At 70.3% G+C, this 14721-nt stretch carries 10 protein-coding genes and 2 pseudogenes; 7 read left to right on the top strand and 5 right to left on the bottom strand.

Going from position 1 to position 14721, the window contains the following annotated elements; all coding sequences use genetic code 11:
• Positions 1 to 13 precede the first annotated feature (13 nt).
• Positions 14 to 3202 carry an isoleucine--tRNA ligase gene (gene ileS, locus ACLLJJ_RS08105; RefSeq protein ID WP_434588594.1) on the bottom strand — a complete coding sequence of 1063 codons (3189 nt, stop codon included), beginning with the start codon at positions 3200 to 3202 and terminating at the stop codon, positions 14 to 16.
• 539 nt (positions 3203 to 3741) lie between these two features.
• Between ileS and ACLLJJ_RS08100 the strand changes: the two genes are divergently transcribed.
• From ACLLJJ_RS08100 to ACLLJJ_RS08075, 6 genes and pseudogenes are all read left to right on the top strand, one after another.
• The gene (locus ACLLJJ_RS08100) at positions 3742 to 4527 is read left to right on the top strand and encodes a TraR/DksA family transcriptional regulator (RefSeq protein ID WP_434588593.1); all 786 of its coding nucleotides are present in this window, start codon (positions 3742 to 3744) and stop codon (positions 4525 to 4527) included.
• A gap of 144 nt (positions 4528 to 4671) precedes the next feature.
• Positions 4672 to 5310 (top strand): signal peptidase II, encoded by a 639-nt coding sequence (lspA, locus tag ACLLJJ_RS08095; RefSeq protein WP_434588592.1) that lies wholly within the window; start codon positions 4672 to 4674, stop codon positions 5308 to 5310.
• A 17-nt stretch (positions 5311 to 5327) separates the two neighbouring features.
• Positions 5328 to 6269, top strand: a complete 942-nt coding sequence (locus tag ACLLJJ_RS08090) for an RluA family pseudouridine synthase (RefSeq protein ID WP_434588591.1) — start codon at positions 5328 to 5330, stop codon at positions 6267 to 6269.
• Entirely contained in the window at positions 6266 to 6736 is a 471-nt protein-coding gene (locus tag ACLLJJ_RS08085) for a GNAT family N-acetyltransferase (protein WP_434588590.1), read from the top strand. Before ACLLJJ_RS08090 ends, ACLLJJ_RS08085 begins: the two co-directional genes overlap by 4 nt.
• Before the next feature lie 188 nt (positions 6737 to 6924).
• Positions 6925 to 7464, top strand: a pseudogene (locus ACLLJJ_RS08080) (glycoside hydrolase family 5 protein); the annotation flags it as partial.
• A gap of 169 nt (positions 7465 to 7633) precedes the next feature.
• Positions 7634 to 9220, top strand: a complete 1587-nt coding sequence (locus ACLLJJ_RS08075) for a Na+/H+ antiporter (protein ID WP_434588589.1) — start codon at positions 7634 to 7636, stop codon at positions 9218 to 9220.
• 105 nt (positions 9221 to 9325) lie between these two features.
• Here ACLLJJ_RS08075 and ACLLJJ_RS08070 read toward each other — a convergent pair whose 3' ends face one another.
• Positions 9326 to 10438, bottom strand: a complete 1113-nt coding sequence (locus ACLLJJ_RS08070) for a mechanosensitive ion channel family protein (RefSeq protein WP_434588588.1) — start codon at positions 10436 to 10438, stop codon at positions 9326 to 9328.
• A 41-nt stretch (positions 10439 to 10479) separates the two neighbouring features.
• On the opposite strand from ACLLJJ_RS08070, the gene ACLLJJ_RS08065 reads away from it, so the two are divergent.
• A complete protein-coding gene (locus ACLLJJ_RS08065) occupies positions 10480 to 11049 on the top strand; it encodes a dienelactone hydrolase family protein (RefSeq protein WP_434588587.1) in 570 nt (189 codons plus the stop codon).
• A 493-nt stretch (positions 11050 to 11542) separates the two neighbouring features.
• On the opposite strand, the pseudogene ACLLJJ_RS08060 reads toward ACLLJJ_RS08065, so the two are convergent.
• The 3 genes and pseudogenes from ACLLJJ_RS08060 to ACLLJJ_RS08050 form a co-directional block, all read right to left on the bottom strand.
• Positions 11543 to 12089, bottom strand: a pseudogene (locus tag ACLLJJ_RS08060) (protein kinase domain-containing protein); the annotation flags it as partial.
• A gap of 5 nt (positions 12090 to 12094) precedes the next feature.
• Positions 12095 to 13750 carry an alkaline phosphatase D family protein gene (locus ACLLJJ_RS08055; protein WP_434588586.1) on the bottom strand — a complete coding sequence of 552 codons (1656 nt, stop codon included), beginning with the start codon at positions 13748 to 13750 and terminating at the stop codon, positions 12095 to 12097.
• Positions 13751 to 13873: 123 nt separating this feature from the next.
• A complete protein-coding gene (locus ACLLJJ_RS08050; protein ID WP_434588585.1) occupies positions 13874 to 14689 on the bottom strand; it encodes a DsbA family protein in 816 nt (271 codons plus the stop codon).
• Between the last annotated feature and the right edge of the window lie 32 nt (positions 14690 to 14721).

Genomic DNA, 14721 nt, shown 5'->3' with positions numbered 1-14721 from the left:
TACCGGTTGAGCGTTACGCCTCGGTCTTGCGCAGCCGGAAGGTGAGGGACAGGCCCTCGTCCGTGAACGGGTCGCCGTATGTCGCGTCCGCTTCCGCCGCCGCGAAGTCCAGCGCCAGGACCTCCTCCGCGATCAGCCCGGTGTGCGCGGTGAGCGCCTCGGTGGTCTCCGGGTCCGTTGTGCTCCAGCGGACCGCGATACGGTCGGCGACGTCCAGCCCGCTGTTCTTGCGGGCCTCCTGGATCAGACGGATCGCGTCGCGGGCCAGGCCCGCCAGGCGCAGCTCCGGGGTGATCTCCAGGTCCAGCGCGACCGTGGCGCCCGAGTCGGAGGCCACCGACCAGCCCTCGCGGGGCGTCTCGGTGATGATGACCTCGTCCGGGGTCAGGGACACCGTCATGGCATCCGGCTCACCGGGCACCGTCACCTCGGCGCTGCCTTCGCGCAGGGCGAGGGACAGGGCCGCCGCGTCCGTCTCCGCGACCGCCTTGGCCACCGCCTGGACGCCCTTGCCGAAGCGCTTGCCCAGCGCGCGGAAGTTCGCCTTGGCCGTGGTGTCGACCAGGGAGCCGCCGACCTCCGAGAGGGAGGCCAGCGAGGTCACGTTGAGCTCCTCGGTGATCTGGGCGCGCAGCTCGGGGGAGAGGGCCTCGAAGCCATGGGCCGCGATCAGTGCGCGGGACAGCGGCTGGCGGGTCTTGACGCCGGACTCCGCACGCGTCGCGCGGCCGAGCTCGACCAGGCGGCGTACCAGCGCCATGTGCTGGGACAGCGTGGGGTCGATCGCGGAGAGGTCGGCCTCGGGCCAGGTGGAGAGATGGACCGACTCCGGGGCGTCCGGCGTGACCGGGACGATCATGTCCTGCCAGACCCGCTCCGTGATGAAGGGGGTGAGCGGGGCCATCAGCCGGGTGACCGTCTCGACCACGTCGTGCAGGGTGCGCAGCGCCGCCTTGTCGCCCTGCCAGAAGCGGCGGCGTGAGCGGCGTACGTACCAGTTGGACAGGTCGTCGACGAACGAGGAGAGGAGCTTGCCGGCGCGCTGGGTGTCGTACGACTCCATCGCCGAGGTGACCTGATCGGTCAGGGCGTGCAGCTCGGACAGCAGCCAGCGGTCCAGGACCGGGCGGTCCGCCGGGGCCGGATCGGCCGCGGACGGGGCCCAGTTGGACGTGCGGGCATAGAGCGCCTGGAAGGCGACCGTGTTCCAGTACGTGAGGAGCGTCTTGCGGACGACCTCCTGGATCGTGCCGTGGCCGACGCGTCGCGCCGCCCACGGGGAGCCGCCGGCCGCCATGAACCAGCGGACGGCGTCCGCGCCGTGCTGGTCCATGAGGGCGATGGGCTCAAGGGTGTTGCCCAGGTGCTTGGACATCTTGCGGCCGTCCTCGGCCAGGATGTGGCCCAGGCAGACGACGTTCTCGTAACTCGACTTGTCGAAGACCAGGGTGCCGACGGCCATCAGCGTGTAGAACCAGCCGCGGGTCTGGTCGATGGCCTCCGAGATGAACTGCGCCGGGTAGCGCTTCTCGAAGAGGTCCTTGTTCTGGTGCGGGTAGCCGTACTGCGCGAACGGCATGGAACCCGAGTCGTACCAGGCGTCGATGACTTCGGGCACCCGCGTCGCGGTGAGCGCGCAGCTATCGTCGGGACAGGGGAACGTCACGTCGTCGATGTACGGGCGGTGCGGGTCGAGCGAGGACTGGTCGGTGCCGGTCAGGTCGGTGAGCTCGGCGCGCGAGCCCACGCAGGTGAGGTGGTTGTCCTCGCAGCGCCAGATGGGCAGCGGGGTGCCCCAGTAGCGGTTGCGGGACAGTGCCCAGTCGACGTTGTTGTTCAGCCAGTCGCCGAAGCGGCCCTGCTTGACCGAGTCCGGGAACCAGTTGGTCTTCTCGTTCTCGCGCAGCATCGCGTCCTTGACCGCGGTGGTGCGGATGTACCAGGACGGCTGCGCGTAGTACAGGAGCGCGGTGTGGCAGCGCCAGCAGTGCGGATAGCTGTGCTCGTACGGAACATGACGGAACAGCAGTCCGCGGTTGCCCAGGTCCTCGGTGAGCGCCTCGTCGGCCTTCTTGAAGAAGACGCCGCCGACCAGCGGGATGTCCTCCTCGAAGGTGCCGTCCGGGCGGACCGGGTTGACGACCGGCAGGCCGTACGCCTTGCAGACCAGGAGGTCGTCCGCGCCGAAGGCGGGGGACTGGTGGACGAGACCGGTGCCGTCCTCGGTGGTGACGTACTCGGCGTTGACGACGTAGTGCGCCTCGGCCGGGACACGCCCGTTGGCTCCCTCGACGCTGCTCGGGAACTCGACCAGCTCGAAGGGGCGTTGGTACTTCCAGCGCTCCATCTCGGCGCCGGTGAAGCTCTCGCCGGTCGCCTCCCAGCCCTCACCCAGGGCCTTTTCGAGCAGCGGCTGTGCGACGACGAGCTTCTCCTCGCCGTTCGTCGCGACGACGTAGGTGACGTCGGGGTGGGTGGCGACGGCGGTGTTGGAAACCAGCGTCCAGGGGGTGGTCGTCCATACGAGCAGCGCCGCCTCGCCGGCCAGTGGGCCCGAGGTGAGCGGGAAGCGGACGAAGACCGAGGGGTCGACGACCGTCTCGTAGCCCTGCGCCAGCTCGTGGTCGGACAGCCCGGTGCCGCAGCGCGGGCACCAGGGGGCGACGCGGTGGTCCTGTGCCAGCAGGCCCTTGTTGAAGATCTCCTTCAGCGACCACCAGACCGACTCGATGTAGTCGGGGTCCATCGTGCGGTAGGCGCCGTCGAGGTCGGTCCAATACCCCATGCGGGTCGTCAGCTCGGCGAAGGCGTCGGTGTGCCTGGTCACCGAGTCGCGGCACTTCGCGTTGAACTCCGCGACGCCGTACTCCTCGATGTCCTTCTTGCCGGTGAAGCCCAGTTCCTTCTCGACCGCCAGCTCGACGGGCAGGCCGTGACAGTCCCAGCCGGCCTTGCGGGCGACGTGGTAGCCGCGCATGGTGCGGAAGCGGGGGAATACGTCCTTGAAGACGCGGGCCTCGATGTGGTGGGCACCGGGCATTCCGTTGGCGGTCGGCGGGCCCTCGTAGAAGACCCACTCGGGGCGGCCCTCGGACTGGTCGAGGCTCTTCGCGAAGACCTTGCTCTCGCGCCAGAAATCGAGCACGGCGTGCTCAAGGGCGGGCAGGTCGACCTGGGCTGGCACCTGGCGGTACTGCGACATCGGTTCCTCCGGCGGACGTGGCATCTCCGTCGGAGGGACGAGAGCGAGTGCTCCCGCGGTACCACCCTCCTTGACCGCCGACGGTGCCGGCGGCCCCCTCATTGGGGTCGCGATGCCGGTTCTACTGACCCCTGAGGGCGTTCTTCCGGCAGCTCCGGGGTGATGCTTCACTTCGCGCTCGCCCCCGGGCTCTCACCGCCCCCGGGTCGCTCATGACTGCGTACGACGCTACTGGTCCCCGTCATCGCCTTTCGCAGGGCCCAGTGTACGGGCCCCGGGGTCAGGAGGTCGCCCGGTTTCCGCGGGGCGCCCGGGGCCGCGCCGCTAGCCCGAATGGCCACCCGGGCCCCTTTGGCCTAGGGCTGCTTCCGCGCGGCGGATTACCCGGCGGAGAGCTGGGCACAACGGACTCAGACCCGCCGCGTCGACCGGGTGGCGGGGTCTACCGGCGGCGTGCCCCGTTGCCGCGGGGCTGGGGTCGATTTATCGTCCCAGCACGATTCGCGCGCAAGATCACAAAATGTGAAGGGGCCGCGGCCATGGTGGCTGAGAAGACCGCCGCACAGAAGAAAACGGCGTCCGAAGGATCCACTGGTACGGCGGCGGACGACGCTGACGGGGCCGGTGGGAAGAGGGCCGCCGCAGCGAAGAAGGCCACCGCCAAGAAGACTCCGGAGAAGCCCGCCAAGAAGCCCGCCAAGAAGGCGGTCACGAAGAAGGCGGCACCTGCCAAAAAGGCACCTGCCAAGAAGGCGGCTGCGAAGAGGGCCGCTCCTGCGGCCAAGGGGGCGGCTCAGGCCGCGGAACAGACAGGAGCCAAGACGGTGGTTGCGAAAAAGACACCGAGCAGGGCGCCGGCTGTCAAGAAGGCCCCGGCGGCCACGGCCACGGCGGTTCCCAAGTCCCGCTCGGCCGCGGCGGCGGGCCTGGGCGAGCTCGCCGTCCGGCCGGGGGAGGATCCGTGGACCTCGTCGGAGACCGCCGAGGCGCGGGCCGAGCTGGAGAGCGAGATCCTGCAGCTCAGGGCCGAGATCGCCACGCTGGAGGAGGCGGTGTCCGGACTGATGCGGGACTCCGGCGGCGGCGCGGGCGACGACGACGCGGACACCGGGACCAAGAACATCTCCCGCGAGCACGAGCTGGCGCTGGCCGCGTCCGCCCGCGAGCGGATGGAGCAGACCGAGCGGGCGCTGGACCGGCTGGACGCGGGCACGTACGGGCTCTGCGAGATCTGCGGCAAGGCGATCGGCAAGGCGCGCATGCAGGCGTTCCCACGCGCCACGCTGTGCGTGGAGGACAAGCAGAAGCAGGAGCGCCGCTACTGAGGGCCGCCGAGCGCCGGCGAGGGCTCCGAAGGACCGCGGCCGGACCGCCGCCGGACGGCTGCGTGGCTGGTCCGGTGCCTCGGGGTCCGTACGTGTGTGCCGTACCCTCGTGCTCTAGTCAGGCACCTAGGTTGAGGGACTCACGTGGCAGAGGCGGAGCGCATCATCGGTACGCCGGATACCCCTGAGGCCGGGGGCGCCGAGTCGGAGCGGCGCTCTGGCGAGGCGGCCCGGCCCGAGCCCGGTGCCGAGGGCGCGGCCGGTGCCGGGGACCCGGCAGAGCAGCCCGCGCACAGGGGCAGGCGCAAGATCGTCGCGCTGTTCGTGGTGACGCTCGTCGCCTATCTGCTCGACCTCGGCACCAAGATGCTCGTGGTGGCGAGGCTGGAGCACCACGAACCGATCGAGGTCGTCGGGGACCTGCTCAGGTTCGAGGCGATCCGTAACGCGGGCGCCGCCTTCGGTATCGGCGAGGCCTTCACGGTGATCTTCACCTGCATCGCCGCCGCCGTGATCGTGGTGATCGCCCGGCTCGCGCGCAAGCTCTACAGCATGCCCTGGGCCATCGCGCTGGGCCTGCTGCTCGGCGGTGCGCTGGGCAACCTCACCGACCGGATCTTCCGCTCGCCCGGTGTCTTCGAGGGCGCCGTCGTGGACTTCATCGCGCCGGCGAACTTCGCGGTCTTCAACCTGGCGGACTCCGCGATCGTCTGCGGCGGCATCCTCATTGTGATCCTGTCGTTCCGGGGCCTGGACCCCGATGGGACCGTCCACAAGGACTGACAAGGCATACTCGACAGGTGAGTACGATTCCCGAGGTTCGCACCCTGCACGTTCCCGATGGCCTAGAAGGCGAGCGCGTCGACGCCGCTATTTCCCGCATGTTCGGCTTCTCCCGTACCAAGGCGGCCGATCTCGCCGCCGCGGGAAAGGTTCAGGTCGACGGGGCGGTGGTCGGGAAGTCGGAACGGGTGCACGGCGGGGCCTGGCTCGAAGTGGAGCTGCCACAGGCCGCCGCGCCCGTGCAGATCATCGCCGAGCCCGTCGAGGGCATGGAGATCGTCCATGACGACGACGACATCGTCGTGATCGTCAAGCCGGTCGAAGTCGCCGCGCACCCCAGCCCCGGCTGGACCGGCACCACCGTGATCGGTGGCCTCGCCGCCGCCGGATACCGGATCTCCACCTCCGGCGCCTCCGAGCGCCAGGGCATCGTGCACCGCCTCGACGTCGGTACGTCCGGCCTCATGGTCGTCGCCAAGTCGGAGCGCGCCTACACCCTGCTCAAGCAGCAGTTCCGGGAGCGCACGGTCGACAAGCGCTACCACACGCTCGTCCAGGGCCACCCGGACCCGATGAGCGGCACCATCGACGCCCCGGTGGGGCGCCACCCCCAGCACGACTACAAGTGGGCCGTGACGGCCGAGGGCAAGCCCTCCGTCACGCACTACGACCTCATCGAGGCCTTCCGGGCCGCGAGCCTGCTGGACGTCAAGCTGGAGACGGGGCGCACGCACCAGATCCGCGTGCACATGTCCGCCCACCGCCACCCGTGCGTGGGTGACCTCACCTATGGCGCGGACCCGACCATCGCCAAGCGCCTCGGCCTGACGCGGCAGTGGCTGCACGCAGTGCGGCTCGGCTTCGAGCACCCGTCCGACGGCCAGTGGGTCGAGTACGCGAGCAGCTACCCCGACGACCTCCGGAACGCGCTGGACGTGATCCGGGCGGAGAGCGAGTGAGCTCCGTCCCGTACGTCGTACGGGTCGCCGACGGGCCCGCGGACACCGAAGCCTGCTTCGCGGTCCGCAAAGAGGTCTTCGTCGTCGAGCAGGAGGTGCCCGCCGACATCGACCACGACGCCTACGACGCCCTGGCCGTGCACGTCCTGGCCGTGAGCGACGAAGGGGTGCCGCTGGGCACGGGGCGGCTGCTGCACGGCCCGTGGGCGGCCGGCCCGACCGGTGGTGACGCGGCGGTCGGCTCGCTCGGCCGGCTGGCGGTGAGCCGGGCCGCACGCGGGCTCGGTGTCGGGGCCGCGCTGGTGCGGGCGATCGAGGACGCGGCCAGGGATCGCGGCCTGAGCGCCGTCGACCTGCACGCGCAGACGCACGCGCTGGGCTTCTACGAGCGACTCGGCTATGCGGCGTACGGGCCGGAGTTCATGGACGCGGACATCGCGCACCGGTCGATGCGGCGCCCGCTGTAGGCGCAGCTCAGAGGATCGACGGGGTCACAGCTCAGGCTGTCGGCCCCGTTTTGTCGTTCCCGGCCCGTGCCGCCGCGCCTGGGGCCCGGCCGTCGTCCTGCCGCCCCGCGCTGTCATTTTCCCGTCCCCATGATGGTTAGGAAAGTTTCCCAACACTCTTGACGGCGGCTGGAAACGACCCTAGCTTTCCCGGCGTGCTGTACGAGATCGCGAACGAGCCGTCAGCGACGAGCTGGTCCAGGATCAAGTCCTACGCCGAGAAGATCATCCCGATCATCAGGGCCCAGGACCCCGACGCGGTGGTCCTGGTCGGCACGCGCGCGTGGTCCTCGCTCGGTGTTTCGGAGGGCTCGCACGAGAAGGAAGTGGTGAACAACCCGGTCAACGCCTCCAACATCATGTACACGTTCCACTTCTACGCCGCCTCGCACAAGGCGGAGTACCTGGACACGCTCAACCGGGCCTCCGACAAGCTGCCCATTTTCGTCACCGAGTTCGGGACGCAGGACTACGCGGGCGAGGGCGCCAACGACTTCGCGCAGTCCCAGCGTTACATCGACCTGATGAAGCGCAAGAAGATCTCCTGGACCAACTGGAACTACTCCGACGACAACCGCTCGGGCGCCGTCTTCAAGACCGGCACCTGTAATGGCAGCAATTGGACGGGGACCGGTGTCCTCAAGGAGGCCGGCGTCTGGATCTGGGAGCGGGTCCGCAGCGACAGCTGAGTGACGGCCGGCCCGCGCCCGGACAGTCCTGCGCCCCTCGCCGTGCACGGCGAGGGGCGCAGGACTGTCCGGGCCGTGCGGCGCGGGGGCCACTGCTCCGTCAAAGGGGGAGGGCGTGGCAGTCTGGGGACCTTGATCGTCCAGGTCTCGTACCGCCGGAGGGCGCACCGTGGATCAATTGGCCCTGCTGTTCGTGTTGCTGCTCGGGGCCGTGATCACGGTGCCGCTGGGGGAGCGGATCGGGTTGCCGGCGCCGATCCTGATGACGCTCGTCGGGATCGTACTGGCGCTGCTGCCGTTCGTGCCGAACATCGAAGTTCCGCCCGAGTACATCCTGCCGCTGGTGCTGCCCCCGCTGCTGTACGCCTCCGTGCAGCGCACCTCCTGGCGGCAGTTCACGGCGAACCTGCGGCCCATCCTGCTGCTCGCGGTGGCGCTGGTCTTCGTCACCACGGCCGCCGTCGCCGCCGTGGCCAACTCCATTCTCCCCGGGCTGCCGTTCGCCGCGGCCATCGCGCTCGGCGCACTGGTGGCCCCGCCCGACCCGGTCGCCGCGACCGCCGTGGCCGGATCCCTCGGGCTGCCGCGCCGGCTGGTGTCGATCCTGGAGGGCGAGGGCCTGTTCAACGACGTGACCGCCATCGTGCTCTACCACGTGGCCATCGCCGCGGCGGTGAGCGGGACCTTCTCCTGGCCCGCCGCGGTCGGGGAACTCGTCCTGTCCGCCGTGGTCGCCGTGGCGGTGGGCCTCGGGCTCGGCTGGCTCACCGTCAAGCTGATGGGCTTCCTGGGCGACGCGACCCTGCAGATCGGCCTGACGCTGCTCGCGCCCTTCGTCAGCTATGTGCTGGCCGAGGAGTTCAAGGGGTCCGGTGTGCTCGCCGTCCTGGTGATCGCGCTCTTCCTCGCCGAGCACGCCACCGACGCCGACGACGTGCTCGGCCGGCTGGCCGGGCAGACCTTCTGGCAGATCGTCGACACCCTCGTCACCGGTGTCGCCTTCGGTCTGATCGGGCTGGAGCTGCATGTCGTCTTCGGCACGGCCGACGGACGCCTGTCCGAGATGCTCGGCTGGGGCGCCGCCATCGTCGGGGTCGTCGTCGGTGTACGGCTGCTGTGGCTGCTGCCGGCGACCTGGCTGGCCAAGCGGATGCACTCGCTGCGCGACTACGACGAGGAGATCCCCGTCAGCTGGCGCGAGACCGTCATCATGTGGTGGTCGGGCATGCGGGGTGTGGCGTCCGTCGCGCTGGCGCTGGCGATCCCGCTCAAGACGGAGGACGGCTCTCCCTTCCCGGCCCGGGACGAGATCATCTTCGTCGCGTTCGCCGTCATCATGACGACGCTCGTCGTCCAGGGGCTGACGCTGCCCTGGCTGGTGCGGAAGTTGGGCGTGCGCGCCGACACGGACCTGGAGCGGCTGGTCGAGCACGAGCTCGCGGTGCGGGCCGCGAAGGCCGCCAAGCGCAGGCTCAAGGAGATCGAAGAGGTCGAGGACCTGCCGGAGGAGGTCGTCGACCGGCTGCACCGGGGCGCGTACGACATCGGCGCCAGGATCAGCCCCGAGATCATCGACGAGGAACGCCGGGAGGCGTTCGCGCAGCGGGCCGAGCGGGTGAAGTCGGTGCAGCGGATCCAGCGGGAGATGCTGTCGGCCGCCCGCCACGAGGTGCTCTCGGCGCGCAGCGAGGTGGGAGCCAACCCCGAGATCGTCGACCGGGTCCTGCACCAGCTGGACATGCGCAGCCTGCGCTGAGCCGGCCGGCTGCGCGGGGGCGCGACGGTCCCGGTGGGAGCGGCCACCCGGGGGAGGCGCCCGGCCAGGGGGACGCGCCCGCCCGGGTGGCGCCGCTCGCAGCCGTCAGCCCCGGCCGGTCTCGTCGGCGCGCGGCGGCCGTCCGTCGGCCTTGCCCAGCTCCGGCCACTGCCCGTCCGGCGGCAGCGCGGCGGCGGTGGTGGTGACCCGCGGCAGCGCGTACGGATGCTTCTCGCACAGCCAGGCGATCAGCTGCTCGCGCACGGCGCACCGGGCCGTCCAGATGTCGTCCGCGTCCTTGGCGGTGACCACGGCACGCACCTCGATGGTGCTCGGCGTGGTGTCGGTGACCGCCAGGCTCCAGTCGCGGCCGTCCCAGGCCATGCAGGTGCCGAGGACCTCCTGGAGCTTCTCGCGCATCAGGCTCACCGGGGCGCTGTGGTCCAGCTGGAAGAAGACCGTGCCGGTCATCTGGGACCCGCCGCGCGACCAGTTCTCGAACGGCTTGCTGGTGAAGTAGGACACCGGCATCGTGATCCGGCGCTCGTCCCAGGTCCGTACCGCCAGGAAGGTGAGTGTGACCTCCTCGACGACACCCCACTCGCCGTCCACCACCACCGTGTCGCCTATCCGCACCATGTCGCCGAAGGCGATCTGGAAGCCCGCGAAGAGGTTGCCGAGGGTGGACTGGGCGGCGACACCGGCGACGATGCCGATGATTCCGGCGGACGCCAGCATCGACGTACCGATCGCGCGCATGTCGGGGAAGGTCAGCAGGCTCGCCGCGACCGCCACCACCACGACGACGGCCGTCACGATCCGCATGATCAGCGTCACCTGGGTGCGGACGCGCCGTACCCGGGCCGGGTCGCGGGTCGTGGACGCGTAGCGGGCGTACGTCGTCTCGACCACGGCCGAGACGATGCGGATGACCAGCCAGGCACTGGCGGCGATCAGGACCAGGGACAGGGCCCGGCCGATGCCGGCCTCGTGGTCCTGGATGAGCTTCACCTTCGTCTGGCCGTAGGCCCCTCTCAGCAGGGTGGTCAGCAGGACGACCTGGAGCGGCAGGCGGCAGCGGCGGAGCAGGCCCCACAGCGGGGTCTCGTGGTGGCGGGCATCGGTACGACGCAGCAGTACGTCGGCGGCCCAGCCGACGAGCAGCGTGAGCACGACCGAGCCGCCGATGACGATCAACGGGCGCAGTACGTTCTCCATGGCTAGAAACTAGCTCCGAATCGAAATGGGAGGATAGCGGAATGGACATCATTCTCTTCCACTCCGTCTACGGCCTTCGTCCGGCGGTGCACGCCGCCGCCGAGCGGCTGCGTGCCGCCGGGCACCAAGTGCACGTGCCCGACCTTTTCGATGGGCAAACGGCCGGGACCACCGAGGAAGGGATGGCGCTCAAGGACAGCTTCGGCCGTGACGAGCTGCTCAAGCGGGCGGTGCTGGCCGCCGCGCCGCACTCCGAGAGCGGGCTGGTGTACGCCGGATTCTCCTTCGGCGGGTCCGTCGCGCAGACGCTGGCACTCGGTGACGAGAAGGCGCGCGGCCTGCTGCTTCTGCACGGGACCTCGGACATCGCGCAGGACGCGTCGGCGCCCGACCTGCCGGTGCAACTGCATGTCGCGGACCCCGATCCCTTCGAGCCGAACGACTGGCTCAACGCGTGGTACCTGCAGATGCGGCGGATCGGTACGGATGTGGAGGTCTACCGGTATCCCGGGGCCGGGCACCTCTACACGGACCCGGAGCTGCCGGACTTCGACGCGGAATCGGCCGACCTGACGTGGAAGGTGGCGCTGGGGTTCCTGGCGACGTTGTAGGGCGCGGGAGGGGCGGTGCGTGGCGGGTGCTCCGCGGCTACGGGCGTGTGCAGCGGCCCGTCGGGTTCGCCGCCGGCGGGCGGCACTGGAACACCTGGTCCTCAGGGGCGTCGCTGAGCCGGCCCGGCCCGACGACAGCGGCACCGAGCGCGGCTGGGCGATCCAGCCGGCCGTGGGCGGGGGTGGAGCGGCCCGCGTGGAGGTGGTTGTCGGCGTAGGGGCGGCGGACGTGGCCGTCGGCTCCGGCGGTGGCTCGGGATCCGTCGTCGCGGTGACCGTCGCCGTCGAGCGGCCCCCGCCCCCGGTGCCGGCGGCGTCCATTCCGTCGTCCGGCCTGGTCAGCGCGTACGCCCCCAGGCCCCCCCAGGACCAGCGCCACGGCCGCCGCTGCGGCGATCAGGGGCACCCGGACCCCCGAGCCACCGGACCGGGCGGGCGGCGGGCCCTGCGAGGACACCGTCGGCAGATGATGCGGCCACGGGGTGTCGGTCCGGGTCGGCGAGGGCGGCACGGGCGTCGGTGATGGAGCGGGAAGCCGCCCCGAGGCGGCGTCGGCCAGCAGCGCGTCGAGGCGCTCCGCCGATGGCCGGGCAGCGGTGTCCCCGACCAGCAGTTCGGCCAGTACGGGGCCGAGCGGGCCCGCCTGCCGGGGCGGCGGAACCGGGTCGTCGAGCACCGCGGCCGGTGTCGCCAGGCTGGTGTCCCGGCGCATCGGGCTGACGCCTTGTGCGGCCCGGCAGCAGCTCCATCACCAGCCACGGATGCGGCCCGTCCGCCCACGCGTCCACGATGTGATGGATCGTCACCACATGCGAGTGGTTGAGCCGCGCCAGCGCCCGCGCCTCGCGCATCACGCGCGAGGCCTCACTGTCGAGCAACGCGGGGCCGGGGGGCCTGACTTCCTTCAGGGCCACCTCGCGGTGGAGGGCGAGGTCGCGGGCCCGCCATACCGTCCCCATGCCACCGCTGCCGAGCCGCTCCAACAGCTCGAAGCGACCGTCGACGACTCTGCGACCCCGGTGTTCCCCGCCCCCGTGCATGCCCGTCAGAGTACGGGCTGGTACACCCGCTCCACCCGCTGAGTGCCCGAAAGAGTGCGGTACGAGCGGGCCCAGCGCGACGTCGCGTCCTGCTTCGACTTGTCGGAGAGGACGAAGTAGTCCATCTGTGAGCGCTCGCCCGTCACGTCGAGGACGCCGTAGCCGTGCGAGTCCATGTCGAGCCACTTCACATGCCGGTTGGCCGCCTTGATCGCCGTGGCGGCGACCAACGAGACGGTCTGCGGCGCGACATGCAGGATGTCGTCGAGGTTGTCCGAGGACACCGAGGTCACCACGAACTCGGTCGCCGCGGACTGCGACAGCGGATACGTCGCCGCCTTGACCGGCACGTCGTTGGCCCAGGCCATGTGGATGTCGCCGGTGAGGAAGACCGTGTTCTTGATCGCCCGGTCCTTGAGGTGGCCGATCAGCTCCTTGCGGTCGTCGGTGTAGCCGTCCCACTGGTCGGTGTTGACCGCGAGGCCCCCCTTGGGCAGCCCGAGCAACTCGGCGAGTGGCGCCAGGAGATGGGCCGGTACGGAGCCGAAGGCCACCGGCGAGATCATCACCGACGTACCGACCAGTCTCCAGGTGGCGTCGGAGGAGGCGAGTCCCGACTTGAGCCAGTCCAGCTGGGCTCGGCCCGTGACCGTACGCTCCGGGTCGTCCACCGCGCCGCTGCCGACCTTCGCCTGCTCGGAGCGGAAGGACCGCAGGTCCAGGAGGTGCAGATCGGCGAGCTTGCCGAAGCGCAGACGGCGGTAGACGGTGCCCTCGGTGGAGGCGCGGACCGGCATCCACTCGAAGTACGCCTGCTTGGCGGCGGCCACCCGCGCGGCCCAGTCGCCCTCGGCGCCCGGCGTGTGGTTCTCCGCGCCGCCCGACCAGGCGTCGTTGGCGAACTCGTGGTCGTCCCAGATCGCGATGACCGGGTGCGCCGCGTGCAGGGCCCGCAGATCGGGGTCGGTCCGGTACTTGCCGTGCCGGGTGCGGTAGTCGGCGAGGGTGACGATCTCGTGCTTCGGCTCGTGCTCCCGTACGACGTACTCCGGCGCCGGGTAGCCGCCGCTCGCGTACTCGTAGAGGTAGTCGCCGAGATGGAGGACCGCGTCGAGGTCGGCGCGGGCGGCGAGGTGGCGGTACGCGGAGAAGTGGCCCGACTCCCAGTTGGCGCAGGAGACGACTCCGAAGCGCACACCGGGTGTGGCGGCGTCGACGGCCGGAGCGGTACGGGTGCGGGCGGCGGGGGATCTGACACCGTCGGCCGAGAAGCGGAAGTAGTGCGCGGTGGCCGGGCGCAGGCCTCTCACATCGACCTTGACCGTGTGGTCGGTGGAGGCACTCGCCTTCGTCGTACCGCTGTTGACGACCTGGGAGAAGTCCTTGTCCAGGGCGACTTCCCAACTCACCTCCACATCGGGCCCCTTGCCGGAGCCGGGGACCGCGTCGGGGGTGGGCGTGACCCGGGTCCACAGCAGTACGCCGTCGGGCAGCGGGTCGCCCGAGGCGACTCCGTGGAGGAAGGCCGAGGCCCGCGTCCCGGCGGCGGCGCTCGGGCCGGCCAGGACGGTTATGGCGACAGTGGGTACGGCGACAGCGGTGGCGGCAGCGGCCTTGACGACCGTGCGGCGGCTGGGGGCAGAGGAGAATCGACTGGTCACGGACGATCACATTACTGAGCGGTAGGCCCGAAGGGCAGGCGAATCGCTTGAACGTTCGCCTGCCCTTTCGTGAAATGTTCCGTGGACCTGCCGCGAAGTGCCGTCCCGCAGCGGCCTCTTGCGTCAGCCCTTGATGGCCTTGTCGATCGCGGTGTTGAACGCGTCGGGCGTCATGGGGGCGTTCTCGCTGCCCTCGGCGGTGAGCTTCTTGCCGTTCATCTTGAGTGTCGGGGTGCCCTCCACGCCGCTGTCGCTGAAGGCGTCGGACATCTTCATCGCCCAGGCGTCGAAGGTGCCGGCCTGCACGTTCTTCTGGAACTTCGTGCTGTTCTTGAGCGCGCCCACACCCTCGGCGATCTTGAGCAGGTCGTCGTCCTTGGCGAACTTGTCGTCCTGCTCGGCGGGGTGGTTGTCCTTGGAGTAGAGAGCCGCCTTGTATTCGAGGAAGGCCTCGGGGCTGACATCGAGCGCCGCGCCCAGCGCGCTCAGCGCGTTCTTCGAGCCCTCGCCGCTGTCGCTGTTGTCGATGAACGTGGCGCCGACATAGCGGATCTTGTACTTGCCGGCCGCGACGTCCTTCTCGATCGTCTTGCCGACCGACTGCTCGAAGGTCGCGCAGATCGGGCAGCGCGCGTCCTCGTACAGCTCCAGCGTCTTCTTGGCGTCCTTCTTGCCGATGACGACGGTCGTGCCGTTCGCGCCCGTGGTGTTGGCGGGCTCGGTGACCTGCTTCTTGTCCTTGGCGGCTTCCCAGGCGCTGGGCTTGTTCGCCTGCATGATGCCGTAGCCGACGCCGCCGGCGATCGCCAGGACGGCGACGATGGTACCCGCGACCACCAGCTGCCTGCGGGTTTTGTCCTTCTTGGCCTGGCGCTCGCGCTCGATGCGCAGCCGGTCGCGGGCGGCGGCCTTGTTGGAATGGCTGTTGCGTGCACTCATGACGGTCTCCGATGGGGTGTGACAGACAGGGG

Origin of the sequence: Streptomyces sp. A5-4 (assembly GCF_051131715.1) — a bacterium.
GTDB lineage: Bacteria > Actinomycetota > Actinomycetes > Streptomycetales > Streptomycetaceae > Streptomyces.
Note: the sequence above shows the minus strand (reverse complement) of the source record. Positions and strands in the feature narration are given on the sequence as shown.

What these genes read in the sequence shown, in the direction of transcription:
- ACLLJJ_RS08100 (WP_434588593.1), top strand. Translation starts at nt 3,742, where the DNA reads ATGGTGGCTGAGAAGACCGCCGCACAGAAGAAAACGGCGTCCGAAGGA.
- ileS (WP_434588594.1), bottom strand. Translation starts at nt 3,202, where the DNA reads ATGTCGCAGTACCGCCAGGTGCCAGCCCAGGTCGACCTGCCCGCCCTT.
- ACLLJJ_RS08050 (WP_434588585.1), bottom strand. Translation starts at nt 14,689, where the DNA reads ATGAGTGCACGCAACAGCCATTCCAACAAGGCCGCCGCCCGCGACCGG.
- ACLLJJ_RS08070 (WP_434588588.1), bottom strand. Translation starts at nt 10,438, where the DNA reads ATGGAGAACGTACTGCGCCCGTTGATCGTCATCGGCGGCTCGGTCGTG.
- ACLLJJ_RS08065 (WP_434588587.1), top strand. Translation starts at nt 10,480, where the DNA reads ATGGACATCATTCTCTTCCACTCCGTCTACGGCCTTCGTCCGGCGGTG.